Annotated in this window: 19 protein-coding genes; 15 read left to right on the top strand and 4 right to left on the bottom strand. The window is 58.6% G+C overall.

Features of this window, described 5'->3' with window-relative positions; all coding sequences use genetic code 11:
• The first annotated feature begins 116 nt into the window (after nt 1–116).
• Entirely contained in the window at nt 117–257 is a 141-nt protein-coding gene (locus PY650_RS09605) for a hypothetical protein (protein ID WP_285878935.1), read from the top strand.
• 215 nt (nt 258–472) lie between these two features.
• Here PY650_RS09605 and PY650_RS09610 read toward each other — a convergent pair whose 3' ends face one another.
• Both PY650_RS09610 and PY650_RS09615 read right to left on the bottom strand, forming a co-directional pair.
• On the bottom strand, nt 473–1,855 hold the full coding sequence (locus PY650_RS09610; RefSeq protein ID WP_285878936.1) for a sensor histidine kinase: 1,383 nt from the start codon (nt 1,853–1,855) through the stop codon (nt 473–475).
• Nucleotides 1,833–2,516: a response regulator transcription factor gene (locus PY650_RS09615; RefSeq protein ID WP_285878938.1), complete on the bottom strand. Its 684-nt coding sequence runs from the start codon at nt 2,514–2,516 to the stop codon at nt 1,833–1,835. Before PY650_RS09615 ends, PY650_RS09610 begins: the two co-directional genes overlap by 23 nt.
• Nucleotides 2,517–2,743: 227 nt before the next feature.
• On the opposite strand from PY650_RS09615, the gene PY650_RS09620 reads away from it, so the two are divergent.
• The 5 genes from PY650_RS09620 (at nt 2,744) to PY650_RS09640 (ending at nt 10,114) form a co-directional block, all read left to right on the top strand.
• Nucleotides 2,744–3,433 (top strand): response regulator transcription factor, encoded by a 690-nt coding sequence (locus PY650_RS09620; protein ID WP_285878940.1) that lies wholly within the window; start codon nt 2,744–2,746, stop codon nt 3,431–3,433.
• Between the two features lie 175 nt (nt 3,434–3,608).
• On the top strand, nt 3,609–4,820 hold the full coding sequence (locus tag PY650_RS09625) for an efflux RND transporter periplasmic adaptor subunit (RefSeq protein ID WP_285879163.1): 1,212 nt from the start codon (nt 3,609–3,611) through the stop codon (nt 4,818–4,820).
• Nucleotides 4,817–7,975, top strand: coding sequence for an efflux RND transporter permease subunit (locus tag PY650_RS09630; RefSeq protein ID WP_285878941.1), 3,159 nt, complete (start codon nt 4,817–4,819; stop codon nt 7,973–7,975). Before PY650_RS09625 ends, PY650_RS09630 begins: the two co-directional genes overlap by 4 nt.
• Nucleotides 7,959–9,392 carry an ABC-2 transporter permease gene (locus PY650_RS09635; protein WP_285878942.1) on the top strand — a complete coding sequence of 478 codons (1,434 nt, stop codon included), beginning with the start codon at nt 7,959–7,961 and terminating at the stop codon, nt 9,390–9,392. The genes PY650_RS09630 and PY650_RS09635 overlap by 17 nt, the downstream gene beginning before the upstream one ends.
• Nucleotides 9,389–10,114 (top strand): ABC transporter ATP-binding protein, encoded by a 726-nt coding sequence (locus tag PY650_RS09640; RefSeq protein ID WP_285878943.1) that lies wholly within the window; start codon nt 9,389–9,391, stop codon nt 10,112–10,114. Before PY650_RS09635 ends, PY650_RS09640 begins: the two co-directional genes overlap by 4 nt.
• 134 nt (nt 10,115–10,248) lie before the next feature.
• Here the strand turns inward: PY650_RS09640 and PY650_RS09645 are convergent, their stop codons facing one another.
• A complete protein-coding gene (locus PY650_RS09645) occupies nt 10,249–10,710 on the bottom strand; it encodes an Lrp/AsnC family transcriptional regulator (protein ID WP_285878944.1) in 462 nt (153 codons plus the stop codon).
• Between the two features lie 129 nt (nt 10,711–10,839).
• On the opposite strand from PY650_RS09645, the gene PY650_RS09650 reads away from it, so the two are divergent.
• Complete coding sequence (locus PY650_RS09650) at nt 10,840–13,224, top strand: transketolase (protein ID WP_285878945.1); 2,385 nt, start codon at nt 10,840–10,842, stop codon at nt 13,222–13,224.
• 98 nt (nt 13,225–13,322) lie between these two features.
• Here the strand turns inward: PY650_RS09650 and PY650_RS09655 are convergent, their stop codons facing one another.
• Nucleotides 13,323–14,078, bottom strand: a complete 756-nt coding sequence (locus PY650_RS09655) for an SDR family NAD(P)-dependent oxidoreductase (protein ID WP_285878947.1) — start codon at nt 14,076–14,078, stop codon at nt 13,323–13,325.
• A 324-nt stretch (nt 14,079–14,402) separates the two neighbouring features.
• Between PY650_RS09655 and PY650_RS09660 the strand changes: the two genes are divergently transcribed.
• The 8 genes from PY650_RS09660 (at nt 14,403) to kdpA (ending at nt 20,990) form a co-directional block, all read left to right on the top strand.
• A complete protein-coding gene (locus PY650_RS09660; RefSeq protein ID WP_285878948.1) occupies nt 14,403–14,999 on the top strand; it encodes a L,D-transpeptidase in 597 nt (198 codons plus the stop codon).
• A gap of 181 nt (nt 15,000–15,180) precedes the next feature.
• Complete coding sequence (locus tag PY650_RS09665; RefSeq protein WP_285873172.1) at nt 15,181–15,300, top strand: ABC transporter; 120 nt, start codon at nt 15,181–15,183, stop codon at nt 15,298–15,300.
• Nucleotides 15,301–15,447: 147 nt separating this feature from the next.
• Nucleotides 15,448–16,026 carry a hypothetical protein gene (locus PY650_RS09670; RefSeq protein WP_285879164.1) on the top strand — a complete coding sequence of 193 codons (579 nt, stop codon included), beginning with the start codon at nt 15,448–15,450 and terminating at the stop codon, nt 16,024–16,026.
• A 142-nt stretch (nt 16,027–16,168) separates the two neighbouring features.
• A complete protein-coding gene (locus tag PY650_RS09675; RefSeq protein ID WP_285878949.1) occupies nt 16,169–16,762 on the top strand; it encodes a protein-S-isoprenylcysteine O-methyltransferase in 594 nt (197 codons plus the stop codon).
• 10 nt (nt 16,763–16,772) lie between these two features.
• Nucleotides 16,773–17,564, top strand: a complete 792-nt coding sequence (locus PY650_RS09680) for a hypothetical protein (protein WP_285878950.1) — start codon at nt 16,773–16,775, stop codon at nt 17,562–17,564.
• Nucleotides 17,561–18,436, top strand: coding sequence for an SDR family NAD(P)-dependent oxidoreductase (locus tag PY650_RS09685; RefSeq protein WP_285878951.1), 876 nt, complete (start codon nt 17,561–17,563; stop codon nt 18,434–18,436). Before PY650_RS09680 ends, PY650_RS09685 begins: the two co-directional genes overlap by 4 nt.
• Before the next feature lie 728 nt (nt 18,437–19,164).
• Nucleotides 19,165–19,254: a K(+)-transporting ATPase subunit F gene (gene kdpF, locus PY650_RS09690; protein ID WP_034509905.1), complete on the top strand. Its 90-nt coding sequence runs from the start codon at nt 19,165–19,167 to the stop codon at nt 19,252–19,254.
• Between the two features lie 32 nt (nt 19,255–19,286).
• Nucleotides 19,287–20,990 carry a potassium-transporting ATPase subunit KdpA gene (kdpA, locus tag PY650_RS09695; RefSeq protein WP_285878952.1) on the top strand — a complete coding sequence of 568 codons (1,704 nt, stop codon included), beginning with the start codon at nt 19,287–19,289 and terminating at the stop codon, nt 20,988–20,990.
• Nucleotides 20,991–20,998 lie beyond the last annotated feature (8 nt).

Below are 20,998 nucleotides of genomic sequence, written 5' to 3' on the forward strand. Positions count from 1 at the left end.
CCTGCCGAAGCCGAAGAACGTTACTATGCCATGCTGGACGCGCCAGCCATGGCCGCATAACTTAAACCAAACGGCCTCCGGCAAACCCGGCGCGGTTCATCATTGAGGAAGCCGCAGTGATAGAACTGACGGACGAGCGCCTCGTTGATCTCGTTGCGGGCGAAGCCGAAGCTGTTCAGATCACGATATACTTGAAAGCATACCGCCTTAATCGACAGGCGGTCGATTGGAGCTCCATCTCGGCGGCCTTTACCTAAAGGAGTTGCGACAGGACGGGATTGCCGCCTCCTTCTTGACCGCCGCATCGACAACCGCAACCTGCTCGAAAGTGAGGTTCAGGCATGGGAGCGTCGTCGAACCGATAGCGGTGCCCAAATCCGATGGATGCTCTCAATCGATCAAGCGTGCAAAAAAATGGCCAAGTCTTATCCGACACCGGTGCTCAACGAGTCAGAATCTCGGTGACGGGACACTAGTACTTGGAAGCGGCCGATGTGATCGGATAGCGCAGGGAGACGCAGGCCCCCATCGCCGGCTGATCAATGATCAGAACCATTCCATGCAGACGGGCAACGGCAGCTACGAGGCTAAGCCCGAGGCCGTTGCCGGGCGCGTGGCGACTTCGTTCCGTTCGATAAAAGCGCCTGAGGATCGCCTCGCTCTCCCGTTCTGGAATTCCCGGTCCCGTGTCTGAAACCGCAACGCCCGCTCCCTCGGGGCCCTCTAGGATTCTGACTGAAACGTGTCCGCCCTCCGGCGTAAACTTTATCGCATTGTCGACGAGATTGCCGATCGCCTCGAACAACAGGCTCGGCTCGCCGGGTATTGTGGCATCCCGCGAGCCCTCGACTGAAAAGCTGATATCTATTGATTTTTCTTCTGCCGCTGGCTCGTAAAAATCGACTGCGTCGGCAGTCACGGCAACAAGATCGACCGGCCTGAATCCGGATCGGCGGACGCCATCCTCGATCTCTGAAATCTTGAGGAGCGCGCTGAATGTTCTAAGGGCAGCTTGCGTCTCGCCGATGGCTTCGTCGACGCCATGTCGATAATCGTCTACCGAGGAGGCACGTCGTTGGACACGCTCAAGTCCGGCCAGCAGACGCGTTAGCGGTGTCCGCAAATCGTGAGCAATGTTATCGCAGACGCCCTTGACCTCGTGCATCAACCGCTCGATCTCGGCAAGCATCTCGTTGACCACGTTCGCCAACCGGGCGACGTCTCCCGAGTTCCCCCGCGCCGGCAGCCGCTTTGAAAGGTCGCCTGCCATGATGTCGCGCGCAGCACGCGTGATGCCATCGATTTGGCCGACGACGCCGGTCCCTACTGTAACGGCCCCGGCCAAACCTATGGCGGCTATGATAGTCCCGGCGAGCAGCATCGCGCCGGAAAGCACTTCGTCGAACTCGCGCAGTTCACCGATGTCTTGGGCGATCAGCAGCCGATGTCCCGACGCGAGGCGGTAGACCACGCCCCGGAAGTGCGTATGTCCCGGAGATCCCGGAATTTTGAAATCGAACAAACCATCTCCGTTAGGAGCCATTGACGGGAGCGCAATGTCGCTGCCAGCCACGCGAGCCCCGGCTTCGTCGAACAATGCGATCGGGCGCTCGCTATCCACCCCTCGCGCCGTTCGGTCTTTCAACCGAACGACGATGTCATCGATGGGGCGTCGAGCAAGTTCCTGCACTTCTTTCTGGACCCATTCGTCGACCTTGTTCTGCATGAAGTTCTTCGTTTCAAGATACATGAAGCCGAAGAGCACAAGGGACGCTAGCCCGAACAAGGCCAGGAACGACATCGACAGGCGAAAGCTGGTCGTTCGGCAGATGTCATTTAGGCGCTGCAAGAACATAGCCCGAGCCCCTGATGGTTTGAATCATGGAAGCGGCACCCGCTTGATCGATCTTACGGCGCAGCTTGCTCACATGCACGTCGATCAGATTGGTCGGTTCGTCATAGCGATAGTGCCAAACTTCCTCGAAAAGCATCGTTCTGGTGACGATCTGACCTGCATGCTGCATGAGATATTCCAGAAGCCGGTATTCGCGTGGCAGCAGATCGATGACTTCGCCAGCGCGACGTACAACGTGCCTCAGGAGATCCACTTCCAGATCACCGACGCGCAGGACGGTCGCGACAATCGGACCGGATCGCCGCTTCATGAGAACGTCCAGCCGTGCCGTCAACTCCAGGAACTCGAATGGTTTGGTCAGGTAGTCGTCCCCGCCAGCCTTGAGGCCGCGGACACGCTCGTCCACCGCCGATAGTGCACTGAGGATGAGGACTGGTGTCTGCACGCCCGCCGCGCGCAGCGCTGCAAGGACACCGAGGCCGTCGACATCGCCCGGCAGCATGCGGTCGAGAATGATGGCATCGAACGTCTCCGCAATAGCCTTAAGGATGCTTTCACGCCCAGTGGCCACCCGCTCGACTCGATGGCCGGCATCGGCAAGTGCGGCCTCGATCTCCTCCGAGGTTCGCTCGTCGTCTTCGACCACCAGAATTCGTGACATCGCTTTTCTCCGGCATCAATTGCCAGCCGTGTCGACTGAGGTCGACCGGCCTAGCGTGCAGCCACTATCTCACTTGAATATCAGCCTATGCTTCGCACGAACATGAAATCTAATTAATCTTGGCTTTTCCGCAATGTGCGCCCAAGTATGTGAGCCGATTGCGGGGCTGGCTTCGGTAACGACCGGTGTTCGTTCAATCGCATAATCTCGCATCGGACGGCAAAATCATGCGCATCCTGATCGTAGAAGACGATGAAAAGACCGCCGCCTATTTGACACGGGGTTTGTCGGAGAGCGGCTACATCGTCGACCGGGCACCCGATGGTGATACCGGCCTGACCATGGCACTGGAAGGCATCTACGATGCCATGATCCTGGACAGGATGCTTCCAGGGATGGACGGGCTTGATATCGTGCGGCGTCTTCGCAACGATCAGCTTGAGCTCCCGATTCTCATGATTAGTGCACTCGCCACCGCCAGCCAAAGGATCGAGGGCCTTCGCGCTGGTTGCGACGATTATCTCGTCAAGCCCTACGCCTTTTCAGAGGTACTTGCCCGGCTTGAAGCGCTAAGCCGCCGCGCTGGCCGCTACGGCGACACTACTATGTTGCGCGTGGGCGACCTTGAGCTCGACCTGCGGCGCCGAAGCGCCACACGCGCCGGACGGCAGGTCGAGCTTCACCACCGCGAGTTCTTGTTGCTTCAGACATTGATGCTTCATGCGGGCCAGGTCGTCACTCGGTCCATGCTGCTCGAGGCGGGCTGGAATTACGACTTCGAACCCCGTGGCAACATTATCGAAATGCACATTCATCGCCTACGACGTAAGCTTGACAACGGCTTCGATACCCAACTCATTCAGACCGTGCCGGGCGCGGGCTACATGATTGCCTCGGCAGGCACTCGCACGCCCTGAACGAACAAAGTCAGACAAAGCAATTGCCATCCTGAAAAGAATTTCACGTTCGTGAGACGCGGGCTCCATCGAAGGGCGACCATGATGCGAATCCGTCGCAGGGAATGCAACGGGCCGAAGCCCGATCGTGTAATTGCGCCGCAATGGATGATGGCGGAGACAGTTTGTGAAAAACATGGACGAGCAGCGACCATCTCGCAGCAATGGCTGGCTGCGGGCGCTCGCGACAACCCTTGTGCTCGGCGCTATCTTCGGCGGCGGCTGGTTCCTCTTGCAACCCAATCACGGATGGCCCTTCCCCCAAGCCAAGAATAACAGTGACGCCGCGCCCTCGTCGAAGCCCGCGGCCATTCCGGTGACCGTGGCAAAGGCATCGACTCGCGATCTCCGAATTGAGCGATCGGGCCTCGGCACGGTGATTTCGCTCAATGCCATCGACGTCAAGTTTCGTGCCGACGGACAGTTGCAGACGATAGGCTTCAAGGAAGGCAGGGACGTTCAAGCCGGAGATGTCCTCGCGCAGATCGATCCACGTCCCTACCAGGCCCAACTTGCGCAGTCCGAGGCTGCCTATCAGAAAGACCAGGCATCCCTCAACAATGCGCAATTGGACGAGGCTCGCGCCGAGAAGCTAGGCTCCTCAGGCGCGGGAACGAACCAGGCGGTGGAGACGGCTAGGGCCCAGGTCGCCGTTTTCACTGCGGCCTTGGCCGGCGACCAGGCGGCGATCGATGCCGCCAAGCTCAACCTCGAATTCACGACCGTAAAGGCGCCGATCGCCGGCAGGGTCGGAATGAGGCAGGTCGACGAGGGCGCCGTCGTCCACGCAAGTGATTCGACCGGTCTCGTCAGCATTACGCAGATGTCCCCCATCGCCGTGCGATTCTCCCTTCCGCAGGACGACTTGCCAGCGCTTGTCGCGGGGCAGGCACAAGGCAATCTTGACGTCGCCGTCGACAGTCGCGACGGCAGCCGTCACCTCGCAGATGGAAAGCTTGAGGTCATCGACAGCCAGATCGACGTCGCAACCGGCATGGTCCGGCTGAAGGCCGTTTTTCCCAACGACGCACGAGTGCTCTGGCCAGGAGAACTTGTCGACGCTCGCGTTCTCATCGGCGTTGATCATGGCGCGACCGTCGTTCCCTCGGCCGCTGTCCAGAATGGTCAGGACGGTTCGTATGTCTTCGTCGTCCGACCGGACAAGACGGTGTCGGCCGTTGCAGTCAAGACTGGGCTCACTGTCGACGGCTATACTGCACTGCTGTCGGGCGTGTCATCCGGCCAGGAAATTGTCCTCGACGGCCAATCGCGATTGACCAAGGGAAGCCTAATCAATCCAAGGTCTGAGACCGGCGACTCGAGCAAAGCACAGGGGCCCTCGACATGACCCTTTCAGAGGTTTTTATCCGCCGTCGGATCGGTACGGCCTTGCTCGCTCTCGCTGTCGTTCTGCTCGGCGCGGTCGCCTATTTCAGCCTGCCGGTAGCACCCCTGCCGCAGGTCGACTTTCCGACGATCCAGATCCAGACCAGCTTGCCGGGGGCAAACGCGGACACGATGGCGACATCCGTCGCCACGCCGCTTGAAAACCAGCTCGCAAACGTGTCCGGCATCACGCAGATGACCTCGTCGAGTTCGTCCGGCCAGACCAATATCACGCTCCAGTTCGATCTGACGCGCGACATCAACAGCGCGGCCCAGGATGTTCAGGCGGCCATCAACGCCGCCGCAGGCAACCTGCCCAAAAACCTCCCGAACCCGCCAACCTACGAAAAAACGAACCCAGCCGAGGCAACGCTCCTGACGCTTGCCCTCTCCTCCGATCTACTCCCTCTGACCGATCTTGATCATTACGCAGAAGACGTCATCGCTCAGCAGCTCTCTCAAATGACCGGCGTAGGGCTAGTGGATTTCCATGGTCCCCAGCGGCCGTCGGTGCGCGTTCGCCTGGACCCCGACAGGCTTGCGTCGCGCGGCCTCAGCCTGGAAGACATCAGAAGCGTGATTTCCGCTCAGACTGTCAACGCGCCCAAAGGCTTATTGAGTGGAACCGACCGGGCGGTCGTTCTCAATGCCACCGACCAGATCATCGACGTGCCATCCTACGAATCCATGATTGTCGCCTACAAGGACGGCGCCCCGATCCGGCTGCGGGACCTCGGCACGGTTGTGACCGGCCCTCTCGACACCCATCAAGCTGCCTGGTTGCAGTCCAAGCATGCCGTCATGATCGACATCCACAAGCAGCCGGGCTTCAACGTCATCGAGACGATCCAGCGGATCAAGGACAGGCTGCCGGCGCTTGAAGCCGGCCTACCAGCGGCGGCGAAACTGTCAGTCGTCGGGGATCGTACCCAGACGATCACTGCGTCGGTCAACGACGTCCAGATCACGATGCTAATCACGATCGCACTCGTCGTCATGGTGATTTTTGCATTCCTCAGAAATATCTGGGCTACGCTCATTCCAAGCATCACGATCCCGCTGTCCCTGTTGGGCACGTTCTGCGTCATGTATCTGCTCGGCGACAGCCTCGATAATCTGTCGTTGATGGGCCTCACCATCGCAGCCGGATTTGTGGTCGATGACGCCATAGTCATGATCGAGAACATCATCCGTCACATCGAGATGGGCAAAACCAAGATCCAGGCGGCGATCGATGGCGCGAGCGAGGTGGGTTTCACCATCATATCGATGACGGTGTCGCTCATCGCCGTATTCATCCCGATCCTATTGATGGGAGGAATCGTCGGCCGCCTTTTCCGAGAGTTCGCGGTCACCGTGAGCGTTGCGGTCCTGATGTCCGGCCTCGTTTCGCTGACCGTGACACCGATGCTTTGCGGATGGCTGATCCATCATGAGCAGGAACGATCGCATGGTCGACTCTACCGCGCGTTTGAACGAGCGTTCGACGCTGCGGCGCACGGCTACGGCGCCTGCCTCGACGTTGTCCTGCGGCACCGGTTCACCACACTTCTGATCACCCTGCTGACATTGGCCATGACGCTCTGGCTATACACCGTGGTCCCCAAAGGCTTTCTGCCGCAGCAGGATACCGGTTTCATCCAGGGACGAGCACAGGCGGCGACGGATATTTCGTTCCACGCCATGTCGAACCGGATGCAGGAACTCGGCAAGATCATCATGGCCGATCCGAATGTCGATAATGTTGCCTATTGGATCAACCCGAGCCCTTCTTCGGCCATTGGTCAGGTGCAAATCAATCTAAAGCCATTCGGCGAGCGCCAGTCGACCGCGGCCCAGGTGATGGCCCGATTGAAGAAGGCAACCGCAGCCGTCGAGGGGCTGACACTTGGCATGCAAATCCGCCAGGACATCCAGGTGGGCGGCCGTCCTTCCGCTACCCAGTACCAATACACACTTCAGGATGGTGATACCGCCGAACTCGCGCAGTGGTCGGACGCAATGCAGAAGGCGATGTCGTCCATTCCGCAAATTCAGGATGTGACCTCCGATCGGGAGGCAGCCGCAACCAGCGCTACGCTGGTCATTGACCGCCCAACCGCATCGCGGCTCGGCGTGAGCGTGCAAGCGATCGACGACGTGATCTACGACGCCTTCGGCCAACGTCAGGTCGCGACCTTGTTTACGCAGGTAAGCCAGTATCACGTGGTCGAGGAACTCGACCCCTCCTTCCAACTGACGACGGCCGCTCTCGACCATCTCTTCGTACGCTCGTCCACAACCGGAGCACTGGTGCCGCTGCGCGTTCTTGCTTCCGTACATGATGGCGTGATGCCAGTGACCATCAACCACCAGGGCTCGCTGCCTGCGACAACGCTGTCCTTCAACCTCACGCCGGGGACATCACTCGGCCAGGCTGTCGACGCTGTTCATGCCGCCGAGTTGAAGGTCGGCATGCCGATCACTGTGGCAAGTACGTTCCAAGGAACGGCGCGTGCGTTCCAGGATTCGCTGCGCACCCAACCGTGGCTGCTGTTGGCCGCCGTGGTTGCCGTCTACATCGTTCTCGGCGTTCTCTACGAGAGCGTGGTGCATCCCCTGACCATCATTTCGACCCTGCCCTCAGCGGGATTGGGTGCCTTGCTTGCGCTCCTTGTCTGCGGCCAAGATCTTTCGATCATGGGAATGATCGGAATCATTCTGCTGATCGGCATCGTGAAAAAGAACGCCATCATGATGATCGACTTCGCTCTTGACGCCGAGCGAGAGCAGCACCTGCAGCCGCAGGCTGCCATCCGCCAAGCCTGCCTGCTGCGCTTCCGCCCGATCATGATGACGACGTTCGCAGCGCTGTTCGGCGCGCTGCCCCTGGCGCTCGGCACCGGGCCGGGATCGGAGCTCCGCACGCCGTTGGGAATTGCAATCGTTGGCGGATTGCTCATTTCCCAAGTCCTCACCCTGTTTACCACCCCGGTGGTCTACCTGGCCTTCAGCGGCCTGGCCTCGCACGGGCTTCGCTTCCGTCGTGCCGTTGAGAGTGCCCCGACTGAGGATTCACCGGCGGCGGCCCGCTTGCCGGAGGAAAGGAGGTCAAAGTCGCATGCTAACGCTTTATAGCGAAGAACTACGCGCTCTGATGCGCGGCCGTTTCGCCTGGCTGGGAGTTGCAGTCGTCCTGCTCGGACTTGGCGGGCTCTCCGCCGTGGCCTCCCAAGACAGTTGGCTCGACGGCTACGGCGTCATAGCCTATTTCCTAACTCCCATCTGCTTCCTGCCTCTTTCGGCTGGAACAATCGCAAGTCCCCGGGCAACCAGATTTGTGGAGAGCGTCTTCACCGCTCCAGTGGACCGGGGCAAGTGGTTCCTTGCCAAGATCCTGGTGCTACTGACGGTCGCGCTGGCCTATTATGTTGCCGTTGCACCTCTTGCGGCCGTTTACGTCGCCAATGTCGGCATGCCTTTCCTGCTTGAGATGTATCTCCTTTGGACGCCAGGCATCCTCTTGGTCAGCATCGCGGTCGGCACACTCATCGGGGTCATGTTCATCGGACGAAGCGTAGCTCCCCCTGTGGCGACAGGCGTCGGCATCATGCTTGTCTATGCCGTGCTGCCGCCGCTGCAGGAACTGCTCGTTACCCGGGGTTTCGGTGCCACAGCGATGGGGCATTTTACGTTAGCGAGTCCGCTGGTGCTTTTGAAGAACGCACTGGGCTTTACGCTTGCGACCAGCGAAGTTCCCGACACTGCCACAAGCACCTGGATTTGCCTCGCGATCGTCGTGGTCGGATCCTTTGCCCTATCCGCATGGATCTTCCTGCGGGCGCAGGGGGTCGAGTCCTGGGAGGCCAATTCGCGACAGCGCTGGATCATCGTCCTCGGTATTGTCACGCTCGTCCTGGTACCTATTGTCTTTGCCGACACCAACTATGGCAAAGCTGCACCCGCGCAAAATGGCGCCCCATCCATACCCGGTCTTTTTCTGCGCGGCGGCGGCCAACTTGCGCTTGTCGAGCCCTACGAACCACTTCCAGCCTCCTGCTGCGACACCCTCCTCAACCGCGACAAGTGGCCCTCGCTTCCGACCGGCCAAGCAACGCGCCAGGACCTGCTTTTGTTTCTTCCCGTCGACGTGAAGCAACGGCTTGTCCAGCTGGACGTTCACGTCGTCGGCCAAAGCGGACTTGATGTCCGAATGTTACCCCGCGACCATCTGCGCAACCTCGAGACACGCGTCTATGCGGTCGGCATCGGACCGACAGACGCTGATGGACGCCGCGTTGAAATTGGGTGGGTCGCCCGGATTCCTGTCGACATCGTTCCCACCGCGCCATGGGACATAGGCGGCATTCGTTACCCCATCGACGTCGACGCGACCTATGCTGTCGAGGGCGGCTCACAACCGAATACGCTGAAGGCGCGCGCCGCTGTTGAAGCCCATGTTCCGAATGCGCTGGTAGAAATGGCGCTCGTGGGCGCCGTAGTCCCCATCATCTGCATAGGCGCAATGTTCAATCGATGGAGGCGGACGCGATGACCGACTTCGCCATTGAGACACACGCCCTCAGCCGCAGCTTCGGTCCCCTGGTTGCAGTCGACGGAGTGAGCTTCAAGGTGGCGAAAGGCGAGCTCTACGGCTTCCTTGGTCTCAACGGCGCCGGCAAGACCACCACCATCAGGATGCTGACCACTCTTTTGCCACCAACTTCGGGGAGCGCGAAGCTATGGGGCCATGACGTCGCTTCGGAGCCGCTGGCTGTGCGCCAACTGATCGGCCTCGTCAGTGACGAAACGAGCGAGAGCCAGTCAGACTGGACTGCGCGCGAGTACCTCGCCTACTTTGCCCGGATACGGGGGATCAAAGCAGTCAGCGAGACAGTTGAACGTTGCCTGACCAGCGTGGGGCTGGCAGATCAGTTTCGCGGCAAGCTGATCGGAACCTACAGCACAGGCATGAAGCGCCGCGTCGAGATCGCGCGGGCTCTGCTCGGCCGCCCAAAGGTGTTGTTTCTCGACGAACCGACGCGTGGCCTCGATCTCCCTGCAAAGCGGGAAACATGGAGACTGTTGAAGGACCTTGCCGCGCAGGAAAAGGTCACGACATTTTTGAGCAGCCACGACGCGCAGGAGATCCGGACGCTGTGCAGCGAGATCAGTATAGTCGCCGCTGGAAAGCTGGTGTTTACCGGGCCGACACGGGACTTGGGAAGCGACCTCGACATATTCGAGGACCGACTGATCAAGTTGCTGACCTCCTGATTCCGAATTAGAATCAAATGGAATTCCTTTGATTTCCAAGTGATGCATTAAGTCTGTCAGGCGGAAATTTGCCGTGACGAAGGCTTATTCTCGACGGCAACCGAATTAGACGCGCTGCCCGTCGATGGCCCGGGCTATGTTTCCGGAAGGAAGGTCGTACGCTTGACCTGGGTCAGCGCAAAGCTGGTTTCGATCGATGCGACGCCGTCCAGCCGTGTCAATTTCTCCTTGAGAAACCGTTCGTATTCGGCAAGGTCGCTGACCACAATGCGCAGCAAATAGTCGCGCTGGCCGGTCATCAAGTAGCAATCGACCACCTCCGGCCAACGCGAGACCGCCTTTGCAAAACGATCGAGGTCGTCCTCATGCTGACGCGAGAGCTTAATTGACGCGAAGGCGCTGACCGGCAGCCCGAAAAGGGCCTCGTCGATGATGGCCGCGTATCCCTTGATGATACCGGCCTTTTCCAAAAGCCGGACGCGCCGCGCGCAGGGTGACGCAGACAACCCGATGCGGTCGCCAAGTTGCTGAGTCGTCATACGTCCGTCGAGCTGCAACGCCGCAATTATCTTCCGATCGAGATGGTCCAGCTTCAATTTAGCGCCTTTCGCCACCGCAAGGATAAAAATTAGCTGCTTTAGTTACAGACACGCGATGGTAAGCACAAATTTAGCTACACCGATAGATTAGACAAGTTATGATTTCTCCTAACTGGGAGGAAAACCATGAACAATCGCATCGCCAACCTGGAAGCACTGGAAAAACGGATTTTGTGGCTCTCGAGCTGGATGATCCACCATGCTAACCACCTGCGGCCGAACGATGATGGGCTGAAGGTCGGCGGTCACCAGGCATCCTCAGCCTCGCTCTCGACAATCATGTCGGCGCTCTATTTCGATATTCTCGAGCCCGAGGACAGGGTCGCGGTCAAGCCGCATGCCAGCCCCAACTTCCATGCGATCCAATATATCGTCGGCAACCAGACACGGGAAAAACTGGAGGCGTTCCGCAGCTACAAGGGAGCCCAATCCTATCCATCGCGAACCAAGGATATCGACGACGTGGATTTCTCGACGGGATCCGTCGGTCTCGGCGTGGCGCAGACGCTGTTTTCCTCGCTGGTGCAGGATTATGTCCAGGCGAAAGGTTGGGGTGGAAAGCCCGGCCGCATGGTTGCCCTCGTCGGCGATGCCGAGATGGATGAGGGCAACATCTTCGAAGCCCTGCTGGAAGGCTGGAAGCATGGGTTGAAGAATACCTGGTGGATTGTCGACTACAACCGCCAAAGCCTCGATGCCGTGATCCGCGAAGGGCTCTGGCAGAAATTCGAAACCATCTTCCGGAATTTCGGTTGGGATGTCGTCATCCTCAAGCACGGCCACCTGATGAAACACGCTTTCAGCGAACCGGGCGGCGAGAAACTGCGCGCGTGGATCGACAATTGTCCCAACCAGCTCTATTCCGCCCTCTCCTTCCAGGGAGGCGCTGCGTGGCGCAAGCGCCTGCTCGATGATATAGGCGACCAGAAAGACGTCACGGCCCTGATAGAGAGGCGATCAGATAAGGACCTCGCGCGCCTGATGACCAATCTGGGCGGTCATGATCTGCCGGCGCTCATCGAGGCCTTCGACGCCGCCAAGACACACCGCCGCCCCGTCTGCTTCCTCGCCTACACGATCAAGGGATTTGGTCTGCCGCTGGCCGGCCACAAGGACAACCATGCCGGCATCATGACGCCCGCGCAGATCGAGTCCCTCAGGGCCGAAATGAATATCGATCAAGGAGCAGAATGGGAACGATTCGCCGGCGTCGAAGACGAGGACGCGCTGCGGTCCTTTGTTAAACGCGCTCCCTTCTTCCGCCGCCGCGACAGACAGCATCACGCCCCACTGATCGAGGTGCCAAGCGAACTGAAAATCGCAATACCGGCCATTGCGTCGACACAGCAGGGCTTCGGTCAGATCATGCACGAAATCGCAAAGTCTGAGGGAGATTTCGCCGATCGTGTCGTCACGACGTCGCCAGATGTCACCGTGTCGACAAATCTCGGCGCCTGGGTCAATCGCCGCGGGCTCTTTGCCCGTGAAAAGATGGGGGACCTATTCCGCAAGGAACGCATCCCGTCGACCTATACCTGGGAACACTCGCCCCGGGGGCAGCATTTCGAATTGGGCATTGCGGAGATGAACCTCTTCACGATGCTCTCGGCGCTGGGGCTTTCGCACTCCATCAACGCAGAGCGGCTTTTGCCTGTCGGCACCCTCTATGATCCTTTCATCGAGCGCGGACTGGATGCCTTGAACTACGCCTGCTACCAGGATGCACGCTTCATTCTAGCGGCCACCCCGTCGGGCGTTACGCTGGCGCCAGAGGGTGGAGCCCATCAATCGATCGCTACACCGCTGATTGGCATGGCCCAGGACGGATTGGCGAGCTTCGAACCCGCCCATCTGGACGAGATGGCGATCATCATGCGTTTTGCCTTCGAATATATTCAGCGCTCGGGGCCGGATGAGGCCGACGACGGCACCTGGCTGCGCGACGCCAAGGGTGGGGCGGTCTATCTCAGGCTGTCGACGCGGCAAATCGAGCAGCCCAACAGAACATTCGATGCGGCGGCGGCAAAACGCATCATTGACGGCGGTTATTGGTGGCGCAAACCCGGACCAAACGCTGAGCTCGTCATCGCATATACGGGCGCCGTCGCGCCCGAGGCGATTGCCGCAACGGGGCTTCTGGCCGAGGACAGACGCGACATCGGCCTGCTTGCGGTCACCTCCGCGGATCGGTTGAATGCCGGCTGGACGGCCGCGCAGCAGGCGCGAGAAAGGGGAAGGCTGGGAGCGATGAGCCACATCGAGAGATTGTTGGCCGATCTGCCGCGACAATGCACGATCGTCACCGTTCTCGATGGTCATCCGGCAACGCTTGCCTGGCTGGGCGGCGTTTATGGGCATCGGACGAGGGCTCTTGGCGTTGAGCACTTCGGTCAAACCGGGACCATCGCCGATCTCTACCGGCACTACGGGATCGATACGCAGGGAATTCTTGCCGCTGCCGAAGCAAATTCCCTCGGGCGGCCGATTCGCTATCTCCGCCATACGGGATAGAACCGCCGGGCCTTAATGCATTCAGTGTAGGATAGAAGGTGGAAGGCGCGCTTGCGCACCGTCCGGCAGCTGCTCGGTATGTGGAACCGACACGTTGTTCAATGGGCAGTGTACGCGCCGTCTACCAAATGGCAGCTTCCAGTGATGAAGCTTGCCTGTTCGGACAGAAGGAAACATACGAGAGCTGCCACTTCCTCAGGATTTCCGCGTCTGCCCATGGGCTGAAGTGCTTCCATTCGCCGGCTACTTGTTGCTTCCAAATGTTCCGACAAAAGCGGTGTTTGAATCCAACCCGGACCGACGGCATTGATACGGATACCCATTCTCGCATATTCGATTGCGGCAGCCTTCGTCAGTCCGATAACGCCATGCTTGGCTGCAGTGTAGGCCGATGCAAAGGGCAATCCAACCGAGCCGAGAATGGAAGATATGTTGACGATGGCGCCGCCGCCGCCCTGCAGCATGGCGGCGATCTCGTGTTTCATACAGTAGTAGGCGCCGTCCAGATTGACGCTCATGACCTTGCGCCACTGGTCGAGCGGGTAGTCTGCGGTTGCCTTTCGCACACCGTCCAGCCCCGCATTGTTCACCGCCAAATGCAGACCACCATAGGTTTGGACGGCGAAATCGACCAAGCTCTTTACCGCTTCGGCATCGGAAACATCGACTACAAAGGCGCAAGCCCTGCCCCCCTGCGCGCAGATCTCACCGGCAACGCGACGCGCTCCCTCGGCGTCCACATCGGCAATGACAACAGTAGCTCCCTCGCTTGCGAGCTGAAGGGAAATAGCGGCTCCGATCCCCGAGCCCGCCCCCGTCACAACCGCGACTTTTCCCTCGAGGCCAAGCTTCATAATATCCCCCTTTTTTCAGTTCGTGCTAATCGAGCAGAGGCCGATGCCTGATGCAAGTAGTTTCATCGGCGATACACAACTGCACATTTGCTGCTGCGCGCAGCAGCATCAACTTGCTGGCCTCCCCCTTAGACTGCACGGCGCAGCTCACTATAAGCCCCATGCCACCCACTTAACATAATAGCTAATACAGTTTTCGGTCTGGGATTTCTCAAACTCAATCAGAATCAGCTCTCGATCAGAATCAGCTAATGTGTGATAGATTTGGAGGCGCGCCGATGTTAAAGACGAGCGCAGGGCTGAGCTATTACTAGGCAGGTGGAAATGGACAAAAGCCGCGTTACGCGCCGGGGGCTGGTGCTCGGTAGTCTGAGTTTAATGATTTCTGGATGCGTTTCGGGCTCGGAGGATGGGCCACCGCTTGGCTATAACGTCTTTGGGAGGGATCCGGATGCCGATTCTAGCCTTCGGCGGCAAGAGGTGGCCTATAATGGAGGCGAGCCTCCCGGAACAATCATCGTCAATACCTCAGAGCGCTATCTCTACTTCGTCGAGCAAGGTGGCCGGGCAACCCGCTATGGCGTCGCCGTTGGCGAAGAGGGGCTGAGCTTCAAAGGGGAAGCCACCGTCGGACGCAAGGCGGAATGGCCATCGTGGAAGCCCACCGATGACATGATGCAGCGTAAGCCTCGTCTAATGCAGTACGCGGACGGGGTGCCGGGTGGACCGCTCAATCCCCTGGGTGCGGCCGCTCTTTACCTCTACCAGAACGGACATGATACCATGTTCCGGTTGCATGGCACCAACGCCCCCTGGTCTATAGGGCATGCAGTGTCGAACGGATGCATCCGCATGACAAACTCAAATATTGTGGATCTCTATAGCCGCGCCCCGATTGGGACGCGGGTCGTGGTCATCTGATCGAGTGTTCGCTTATCGAACCCGACTGTTTGAACATGGGCAACTTATGCACGTTCGAAAATGCGTAGATAATCCGTCAAAGTGTGTTTTTTCTGCACTAGGCTAATATGTTAGTTGCGACTACTATTTGATTCGTTGCCTGCGATAAGTAATGCAATCCTAAGGAGAGAGGACTTCTTTGATGAGCAAAATTCTAATCGTACTCATCTCTTGCTTGGCAGTTGCCAATCTCAGCGCTTGCGCATCGATTGGCAAAGGAAAGGGTAAGGCACCGCCGCCCGCAGCAGCAGTCTACAAGTAAAGCTTAGCATTTTATGCGAGGGGGGGTCGGATAAGACCTCCCCTCTCATAACCCCGCCAAATGATCCTGCCTACAATCACAATGGCGAAGAGTCGATCGCTTACCTCGAGCCCGGTGCTTGTTCTGGCTGGTTAATGGAGCATGCCGATGATGCGTGGAATGGGTGGCCTTTCGCTTGCAATCCTGTTGGCGCTGGCGACAGCATCGTGTCAGACCGAAGACAAAAGTCCCCAGCCCCGGTTCACTTCCTACCGCCATGGCCCGGCAACAACCTCCGCTCAAAATAAAGCCGGTCACTTTATCGAGTTTCGTTCGCGCTATGCGCTGACCTACGGCCACACCTACGTGGTTTTTGGACGTATCGACGAGAATGGACGGGTGATTGATCCTCAAGTCGCGGGCCTTGCGCCGGCCTCGCCGGATCCCGGGCCTTACATCTTGGGCCATTTCGTGCCGGTGCCGGCCACGACCGGAGCGACTGATGGTGACTTGGAGGAACAGTACAGATCGGCCAGCTGGCGGGTCATGCTTAGCGATTCCGACTATGCGGACGTTGTTGCCTTCATACGCAAGCAGCAAGCCACTTCCCATCTGTGGCAAGCAACGGTCGACAATTGCAATGCCTGGGTGGGGAACATCGCAGCACACATGGGATATAAGGTCCCCGGTATCTGGCTCAGGCCGCAGCAGTTCATTACTGAACTCCGACAGTTGAATACGGCTTGATGCATTATCTCAGAGATTCGGCGAACCGCTCTGGTACTATTTGATTCTTCCGCTAAATTGTCGATGAAATTGGGGAGCGAGCGTCGTCTTATCGCTGGGGTGCGTCGACGATCGCCAATAGCAGAAAGGCTTGGTGAGCAACTTGACCGTATCGGCAGCTGGGGCCGGCCAAATCATCTGGGTGCTCGGCGTCGTCGCCTGGTACGTCATTCGATATCCGTTCGCACGTCGCGCCAAGCGCTTGCGGGTCATCCAAGATCAGCGTTCAAAGATCGAGACCATCGGACTTGCCGCGGCCCTTCTGGGCCTTGCGGTTGTGCCCGGATTTTACGTCGCCACGGGCATCCCGCGGATGGCCGATTATCCCGCCCATGCATGGGCCGTCGCCGTCGGGACGATCTTATACATCGCAGCAATGTGGATTTTCCGCAGGACTCATAAGGAGCTCGGGAAGAACTGGTCGATAACGCTGGAGATTCGCGAAAAGCACCAGCTGGTTTCAAGTGGCCCATACGCCCTCATCCGTCACCCGATGTACACCTCGTTCCTGCTGATGGGGCTTGGACAAGCCTTTTTATTGTCGAACTGGGTGGTGGGGCTGGCGGGTTTGTTGGGCTTTGCAATCCTTTATTTCCTGCGGGTAGACAAAGAAGAGCGTATGATGTTGGAATATTTCGGCCCCGAGTACCGCGCCTATATGGATCGCACGAAGCGAATTATCCCTTATCTCTATTAGAGGTGGCACCATGCGAGGGCGAACTATCAAGTTATCAGCATCGCGACGTCTTGTCGGAGATTTGATGAGGTTCTCGATTGGCGTGCCGAGGGTTGCGGTGCAGCGGGAGATGAATCTTGGTCCGTTGCTGGCGGCCAGAACGATGCAGACGCAGCCGATGCGGCCGTCCTGGACCGTGCTTTTCCTGAAGGGATACGCGCTTCTCGCGAGCGAAATTCCAGAACTGCGGCGCGCCTATATCAAGTTGCCCAAAGCGCAGCTCTATGAATACCCGGAAAGCGTGGCCTCAATTGCCCATGAGCGCGAACATGACGGTGAACGGGTCGTGTTGCTCAGCCTCATAAAGCGCCCCGAGAAGAGATCTATCATCGAACTCGAGGCGCTGACTTCGGCCGCTCGGTCTCGTCCGGTCCTCGAGATAAAGGAATTCCGGCGAATGCTGAAGTTTGCACGTCTGCCGGCGCCCCTTAGATGGCTGATGATGTGGCTTGGGTTGAACATCGGCAGACAACGGCCGCGCTTTTTTGGCACTTTTCAGCTGTCGGTCTATTCAGGCCTTGGAGCAGAGTCCCTCAATCCGCTTACGCCGTTGACGACGCTGCTGAACTACGGCCCAATCAGCAAGAATGGCACGGTAACCGTCCGCATCCACTACGACCACAGAGTGATGGACGGGGCCAATGTGGCGCGAGCCTTGGAGCGATTCGAAAAGATATTGAACGAGGACGTTGCCGCCGAAGTGAAAAGCCTCGCTCAAAGTGACGTTGTGCCCAATACGAACTCCCTGGGAACCGCGACATGAGCCTTCAGGAAGAGGCTCGCTTTGCAGTGGTGGTCGTCGGTGCCTCGCGTGGCATTGGGAGGGCAATAGCCAAAGTCGTTGCCCGCGAAAAAGCTGTAGTCGTACTTGTGGCGCGGTCATCGGAAGGTCTGGCGGCTGCCGCGGCCGACGTGCGGGATGCCGGTGGCGAGGCTTATACACTGGAGCTCGATATTGTTGCATCCGACGCATCGACGCGTCTGCGTGATTTCTTGTCCGCAAACGGCTTGGTCTGCGATGTGCTTGTCAATAGTGCTGGATATGGGCTGCGTGGCGCAGCGATGAACCTTTCTGTCGAGGATCAGCTTGGGATCGTTGATCTCAATATACGCGCCCTCACCGATCTGACCCTTCGCTTTTTGCCTCAAATGGCGGCGCGGCGGCGCGGCGGCGTGATCAATCTCGGCTCCATAGCCGGCTTCCTTCCCGGGCCGAATATGGCGTTGTATTATGCGAGCAAAAGCTTCGTGCGTTCCTTTTCGGAGGCGCTTCATCAGGAGCTGCGCGCCACCGGCGTGACCATCACCTGTGTCGCTCCAGGGCCGGTGTCCACGGATTTCCTCGAAAGATCCGGCGCTGGCCGGGCGACGCTGTTCAAGATACTGCCCAAGCTGAATTCGGCCTATGTGGCCGAACGCGCGTGGCGCGGCTTCAAGTCCGGACGCCGTCTCGTCGTGCCAGGCATCTCGGCCAAGCTGGTCATCATTTCGGCAAAGCTGTTGCCTTCGGCAGTTCTGCTGCCAGTGGTCGGTCGATTGCAACGTCGCAGCGGCGATCCATGTCCCTGCGGATCGGGCAAGAAGTTCAAAGAATGCTGTGGCGCCCGTCGTCGCCAAACCGTCGGAAGTCATTGACGATCGATACGACGGGCCCTCTTTCATGCTTTGAGGTCGATCAGCCGAATGTCACCAGATTGAAGCCTAGCAGCGACCCGCCGGGAAACTGGACCAATCTGCGCCGATAGCGACGAGAGGTTGAAGGCTTTGACGACACGAGCGCCGGGCACAAGATCGCCGACGATTCCACCCGATAGCCGGCCATGGAGTTGTCCTGCTTTGCCGTCCCGGATGCCCTTCCCTATATGGAAGATGGCACGCTCGTCGCCTCCTACCCCATTGGTATACAGATGCCGGTCCGATTTCGCTTTATTATGTCATTCGCGCACTTTTGCCTGCCAGACATGTTTTTTTGTTGATTTTATTAGAGAAATCGCTCGAAAAGCCAAGATGGCGGTGCGGTTCGCCGGCGGCCTCAGCCCTGCGTCCTACTAGGATTTCGCTCCAGCCGCACCGGCCGGCATTTATAAGATTTTTATATCTTTCCCTGTCCCATCGTCTCGAACCTTAATGCCGTTCGGCCGCATAATAATGCAAGAGATGTCGGAAGATAATCTCTTCGCCAGGAAGAAACGAAAGGCGCCTTCTTCGAAGGTGCCTTCGGTCTATTTCGGCGTTCAACAAGAACAAATCAAGGATTCACGATCGATGATGGACCTTCTTCTTATCGGGATCGGTGTTTTATTTTTCATCCTTTGCATCGCTTACACCAAAGCCTGCGACAGCCTTTAGTCGGAGAGACACCAATGCTCCTGGATTACATTCTCGGTGGCGGCGTGACACTCTTTCTCACCGCTTACCTGATTTACGCTCTCATTCGCCCTGAGCGCTTTTAGTTCCATAGCGCCGGGTAGGGAAAGTTACCACCATGACCTTCAATGGATGGCTTCAGATTCTGATCTATATCGGAATCCTCCTTCTGCTCGTCAAACCGCTCGGCGGTTATATGACGCGTGTCTTCACTGGCGAGCGCACAATTCTCTCGTACGTTCTCGGTCCTTTGGAACGGGGGCTTTATCGCGTCGCGGGAACGAGCGAGCGTGAGGAGCAGCACTGGACGACCTACTCGATCGCCATGCTGCTATTCAACCTCGCCGGCTTCATCGTGCTCTATCTGCTGCAGCGATTCCAAGGCAGCTTGCCTTACAATCCGGCCGACATGGCTGCGGTCGGGCCGGAGTTGTCCTTCAATACGGCAACCAGCTTCGTCACCAATACCAATTGGCAGAACTACGGCGGCGAAGGCACGATGTCCTACCTCGTGCAGATGGCCGGCTTGACAGTGCAGAACTTCTTATCCGCGGCAACCGGCATTGCCATCGCCATAGCGCTGATCCGCGCATTTTCGCGTGCCTCAGGCAAGTCGATCGGCAACTTCTGGGTCGATATGATCCGCGCGACGCTCTATGTCCTGCTCCCAGCTTGCATCGTCATGACGTTGGTCTTCGTCTATCTCGGCGTGCCGCAGACACTCGGGCCCTATGTCAGTGCCACGACGCTTGAAGGTGCGCAGCAGACGATCGCCGTCGGGCCGGTCGCATCTCAGCTCGCCATCAAGATGCTGGGCACCAATGGCGGCGGCTTTTTCAACGCCAACTCCGCCCACCCGTTCGAAAATCCGAATGCGATCTCCAACCTCATCCAGATGCTGGCGATCTTCGCGATCGGCGCGGCGCTCACCAACGTCTTTGGACGCATGGTCGGCAATCAGCGTCAAGGCTGGGCAATCCTCGCCGCGATGGGCGTGCTCTTCATCGCCGGTGTCATTATCACCTATTGGGCCGAAGCTGCCGGCAACCCGCTGGTCCACGCGCTCGGAGTCCAAGGCGGCAATATGGAAGGCAAGGAAGTCCGGTTCGGCATCACGCTGTCGTCGCTCTTCGCGGTCATCACCACGGCGGCGTCCTGCGGCGCGGTCAACGCCATGCATGGCAGTTTCACAGCAATCGGCGGCATGATCCCGTTGATCAACCTACAGCTCGGTGAAGTCATCGTTGGCGGTGTGGGTGCTGGTTTCTACGGTATCCTGATGTTCGTCATCATCGCGATCTTCGTCGCCGGTCTGATGGTCGGGCGCACGCCGGAATATCTCGGCAAGAAGATCGAGGCCAAGGAAGTCAAGATGGCGATGCTCGCCGTACTTTGCCTGCCCTTTGGCATGTTGATCTTTACCGCGATCGCCTCCGTGCTGCCGGCTGCCGTTGCGTCCATCGGCAACCCCGGTCCGCATGGCTTCTCGGAAATCCTCTATGCTTATAGCTCGGCGGCGGCGAACAACGGTTCGGCCTTCGGCGGCCTCTCCGGCAACACGCCCTGGTACAACATCACCCTGGGCATCGTCATGCTGATTGGCCGGTTCCTGGTCATCGTTCCAGCGCTCGCGATCGCCGGCTCGCTGATCTCCAAAAAGACCGTTCCAGCCTCGGTCGGTACCTTCCCGACGGATGGTGGGCTGTTCGTCGGCCTGCTGGTCGGCACGATCCTGATCGTCGGTGGGTTGACGTTCTTTCCGGCGCTCGCCCTCGGCCCCATCGTCGAACATCTGTCGATGATCGCCGGCCAGGCATTCTAAGGAATGAC

The sequence above is a fragment of the Martinezella calliandrae genome, assembly GCF_030272695.1.
GTDB classification, from domain to species: Bacteria; Pseudomonadota; Alphaproteobacteria; order Rhizobiales; family Rhizobiaceae; genus Rhizobium; species Rhizobium calliandrae.

Bases quoted from the DNA above. Each gene is read 5' to 3' on its own strand.
- PY650_RS09660 (WP_285878948.1), top strand. From the start codon at position 14,403: ATGGACAAAAGCCGCGTTACGCGCCGGGGGCTGGTGCTCGGTAGTCTG.
- PY650_RS09630 (WP_285878941.1), top strand. From the start codon at position 4,817: ATGACCCTTTCAGAGGTTTTTATCCGCCGTCGGATCGGTACGGCCTTG.
- PY650_RS09620 (WP_285878940.1), top strand. From the start codon at position 2,744: ATGCGCATCCTGATCGTAGAAGACGATGAAAAGACCGCCGCCTATTTG.
- PY650_RS09680 (WP_285878950.1), top strand. From the start codon at position 16,773: ATGCGAGGGCGAACTATCAAGTTATCAGCATCGCGACGTCTTGTCGGA.
- kdpF (WP_034509905.1), top strand. From the start codon at position 19,165: ATGCTCCTGGATTACATTCTCGGTGGCGGCGTGACACTCTTTCTCACC.
- PY650_RS09635 (WP_285878942.1), top strand. From the start codon at position 7,959: ATGCTAACGCTTTATAGCGAAGAACTACGCGCTCTGATGCGCGGCCGT.
- PY650_RS09625 (WP_285879163.1), top strand. From the start codon at position 3,609: ATGGACGAGCAGCGACCATCTCGCAGCAATGGCTGGCTGCGGGCGCTC.
- PY650_RS09670 (WP_285879164.1), top strand. From the start codon at position 15,448: ATGATGCGTGGAATGGGTGGCCTTTCGCTTGCAATCCTGTTGGCGCTG.
- PY650_RS09685 (WP_285878951.1), top strand. From the start codon at position 17,561: ATGAGCCTTCAGGAAGAGGCTCGCTTTGCAGTGGTGGTCGTCGGTGCC.
- kdpA (WP_285878952.1), top strand. From the start codon at position 19,287: ATGACCTTCAATGGATGGCTTCAGATTCTGATCTATATCGGAATCCTC.
- PY650_RS09655 (WP_285878947.1), bottom strand. From the start codon at position 14,078: ATGAAGCTTGGCCTCGAGGGAAAAGTCGCGGTTGTGACGGGGGCGGGC.
- PY650_RS09615 (WP_285878938.1), bottom strand. From the start codon at position 2,516: ATGTCACGAATTCTGGTGGTCGAAGACGACGAGCGAACCTCGGAGGAG.
- PY650_RS09665 (WP_285873172.1), top strand. From the start codon at position 15,181: ATGAGCAAAATTCTAATCGTACTCATCTCTTGCTTGGCAGTTGCCAAT.
- PY650_RS09610 (WP_285878936.1), bottom strand. From the start codon at position 1,855: ATGTTCTTGCAGCGCCTAAATGACATCTGCCGAACGACCAGCTTTCGC.
- PY650_RS09650 (WP_285878945.1), top strand. From the start codon at position 10,840: ATGAACAATCGCATCGCCAACCTGGAAGCACTGGAAAAACGGATTTTG.
- PY650_RS09640 (WP_285878943.1), top strand. From the start codon at position 9,389: ATGACCGACTTCGCCATTGAGACACACGCCCTCAGCCGCAGCTTCGGT.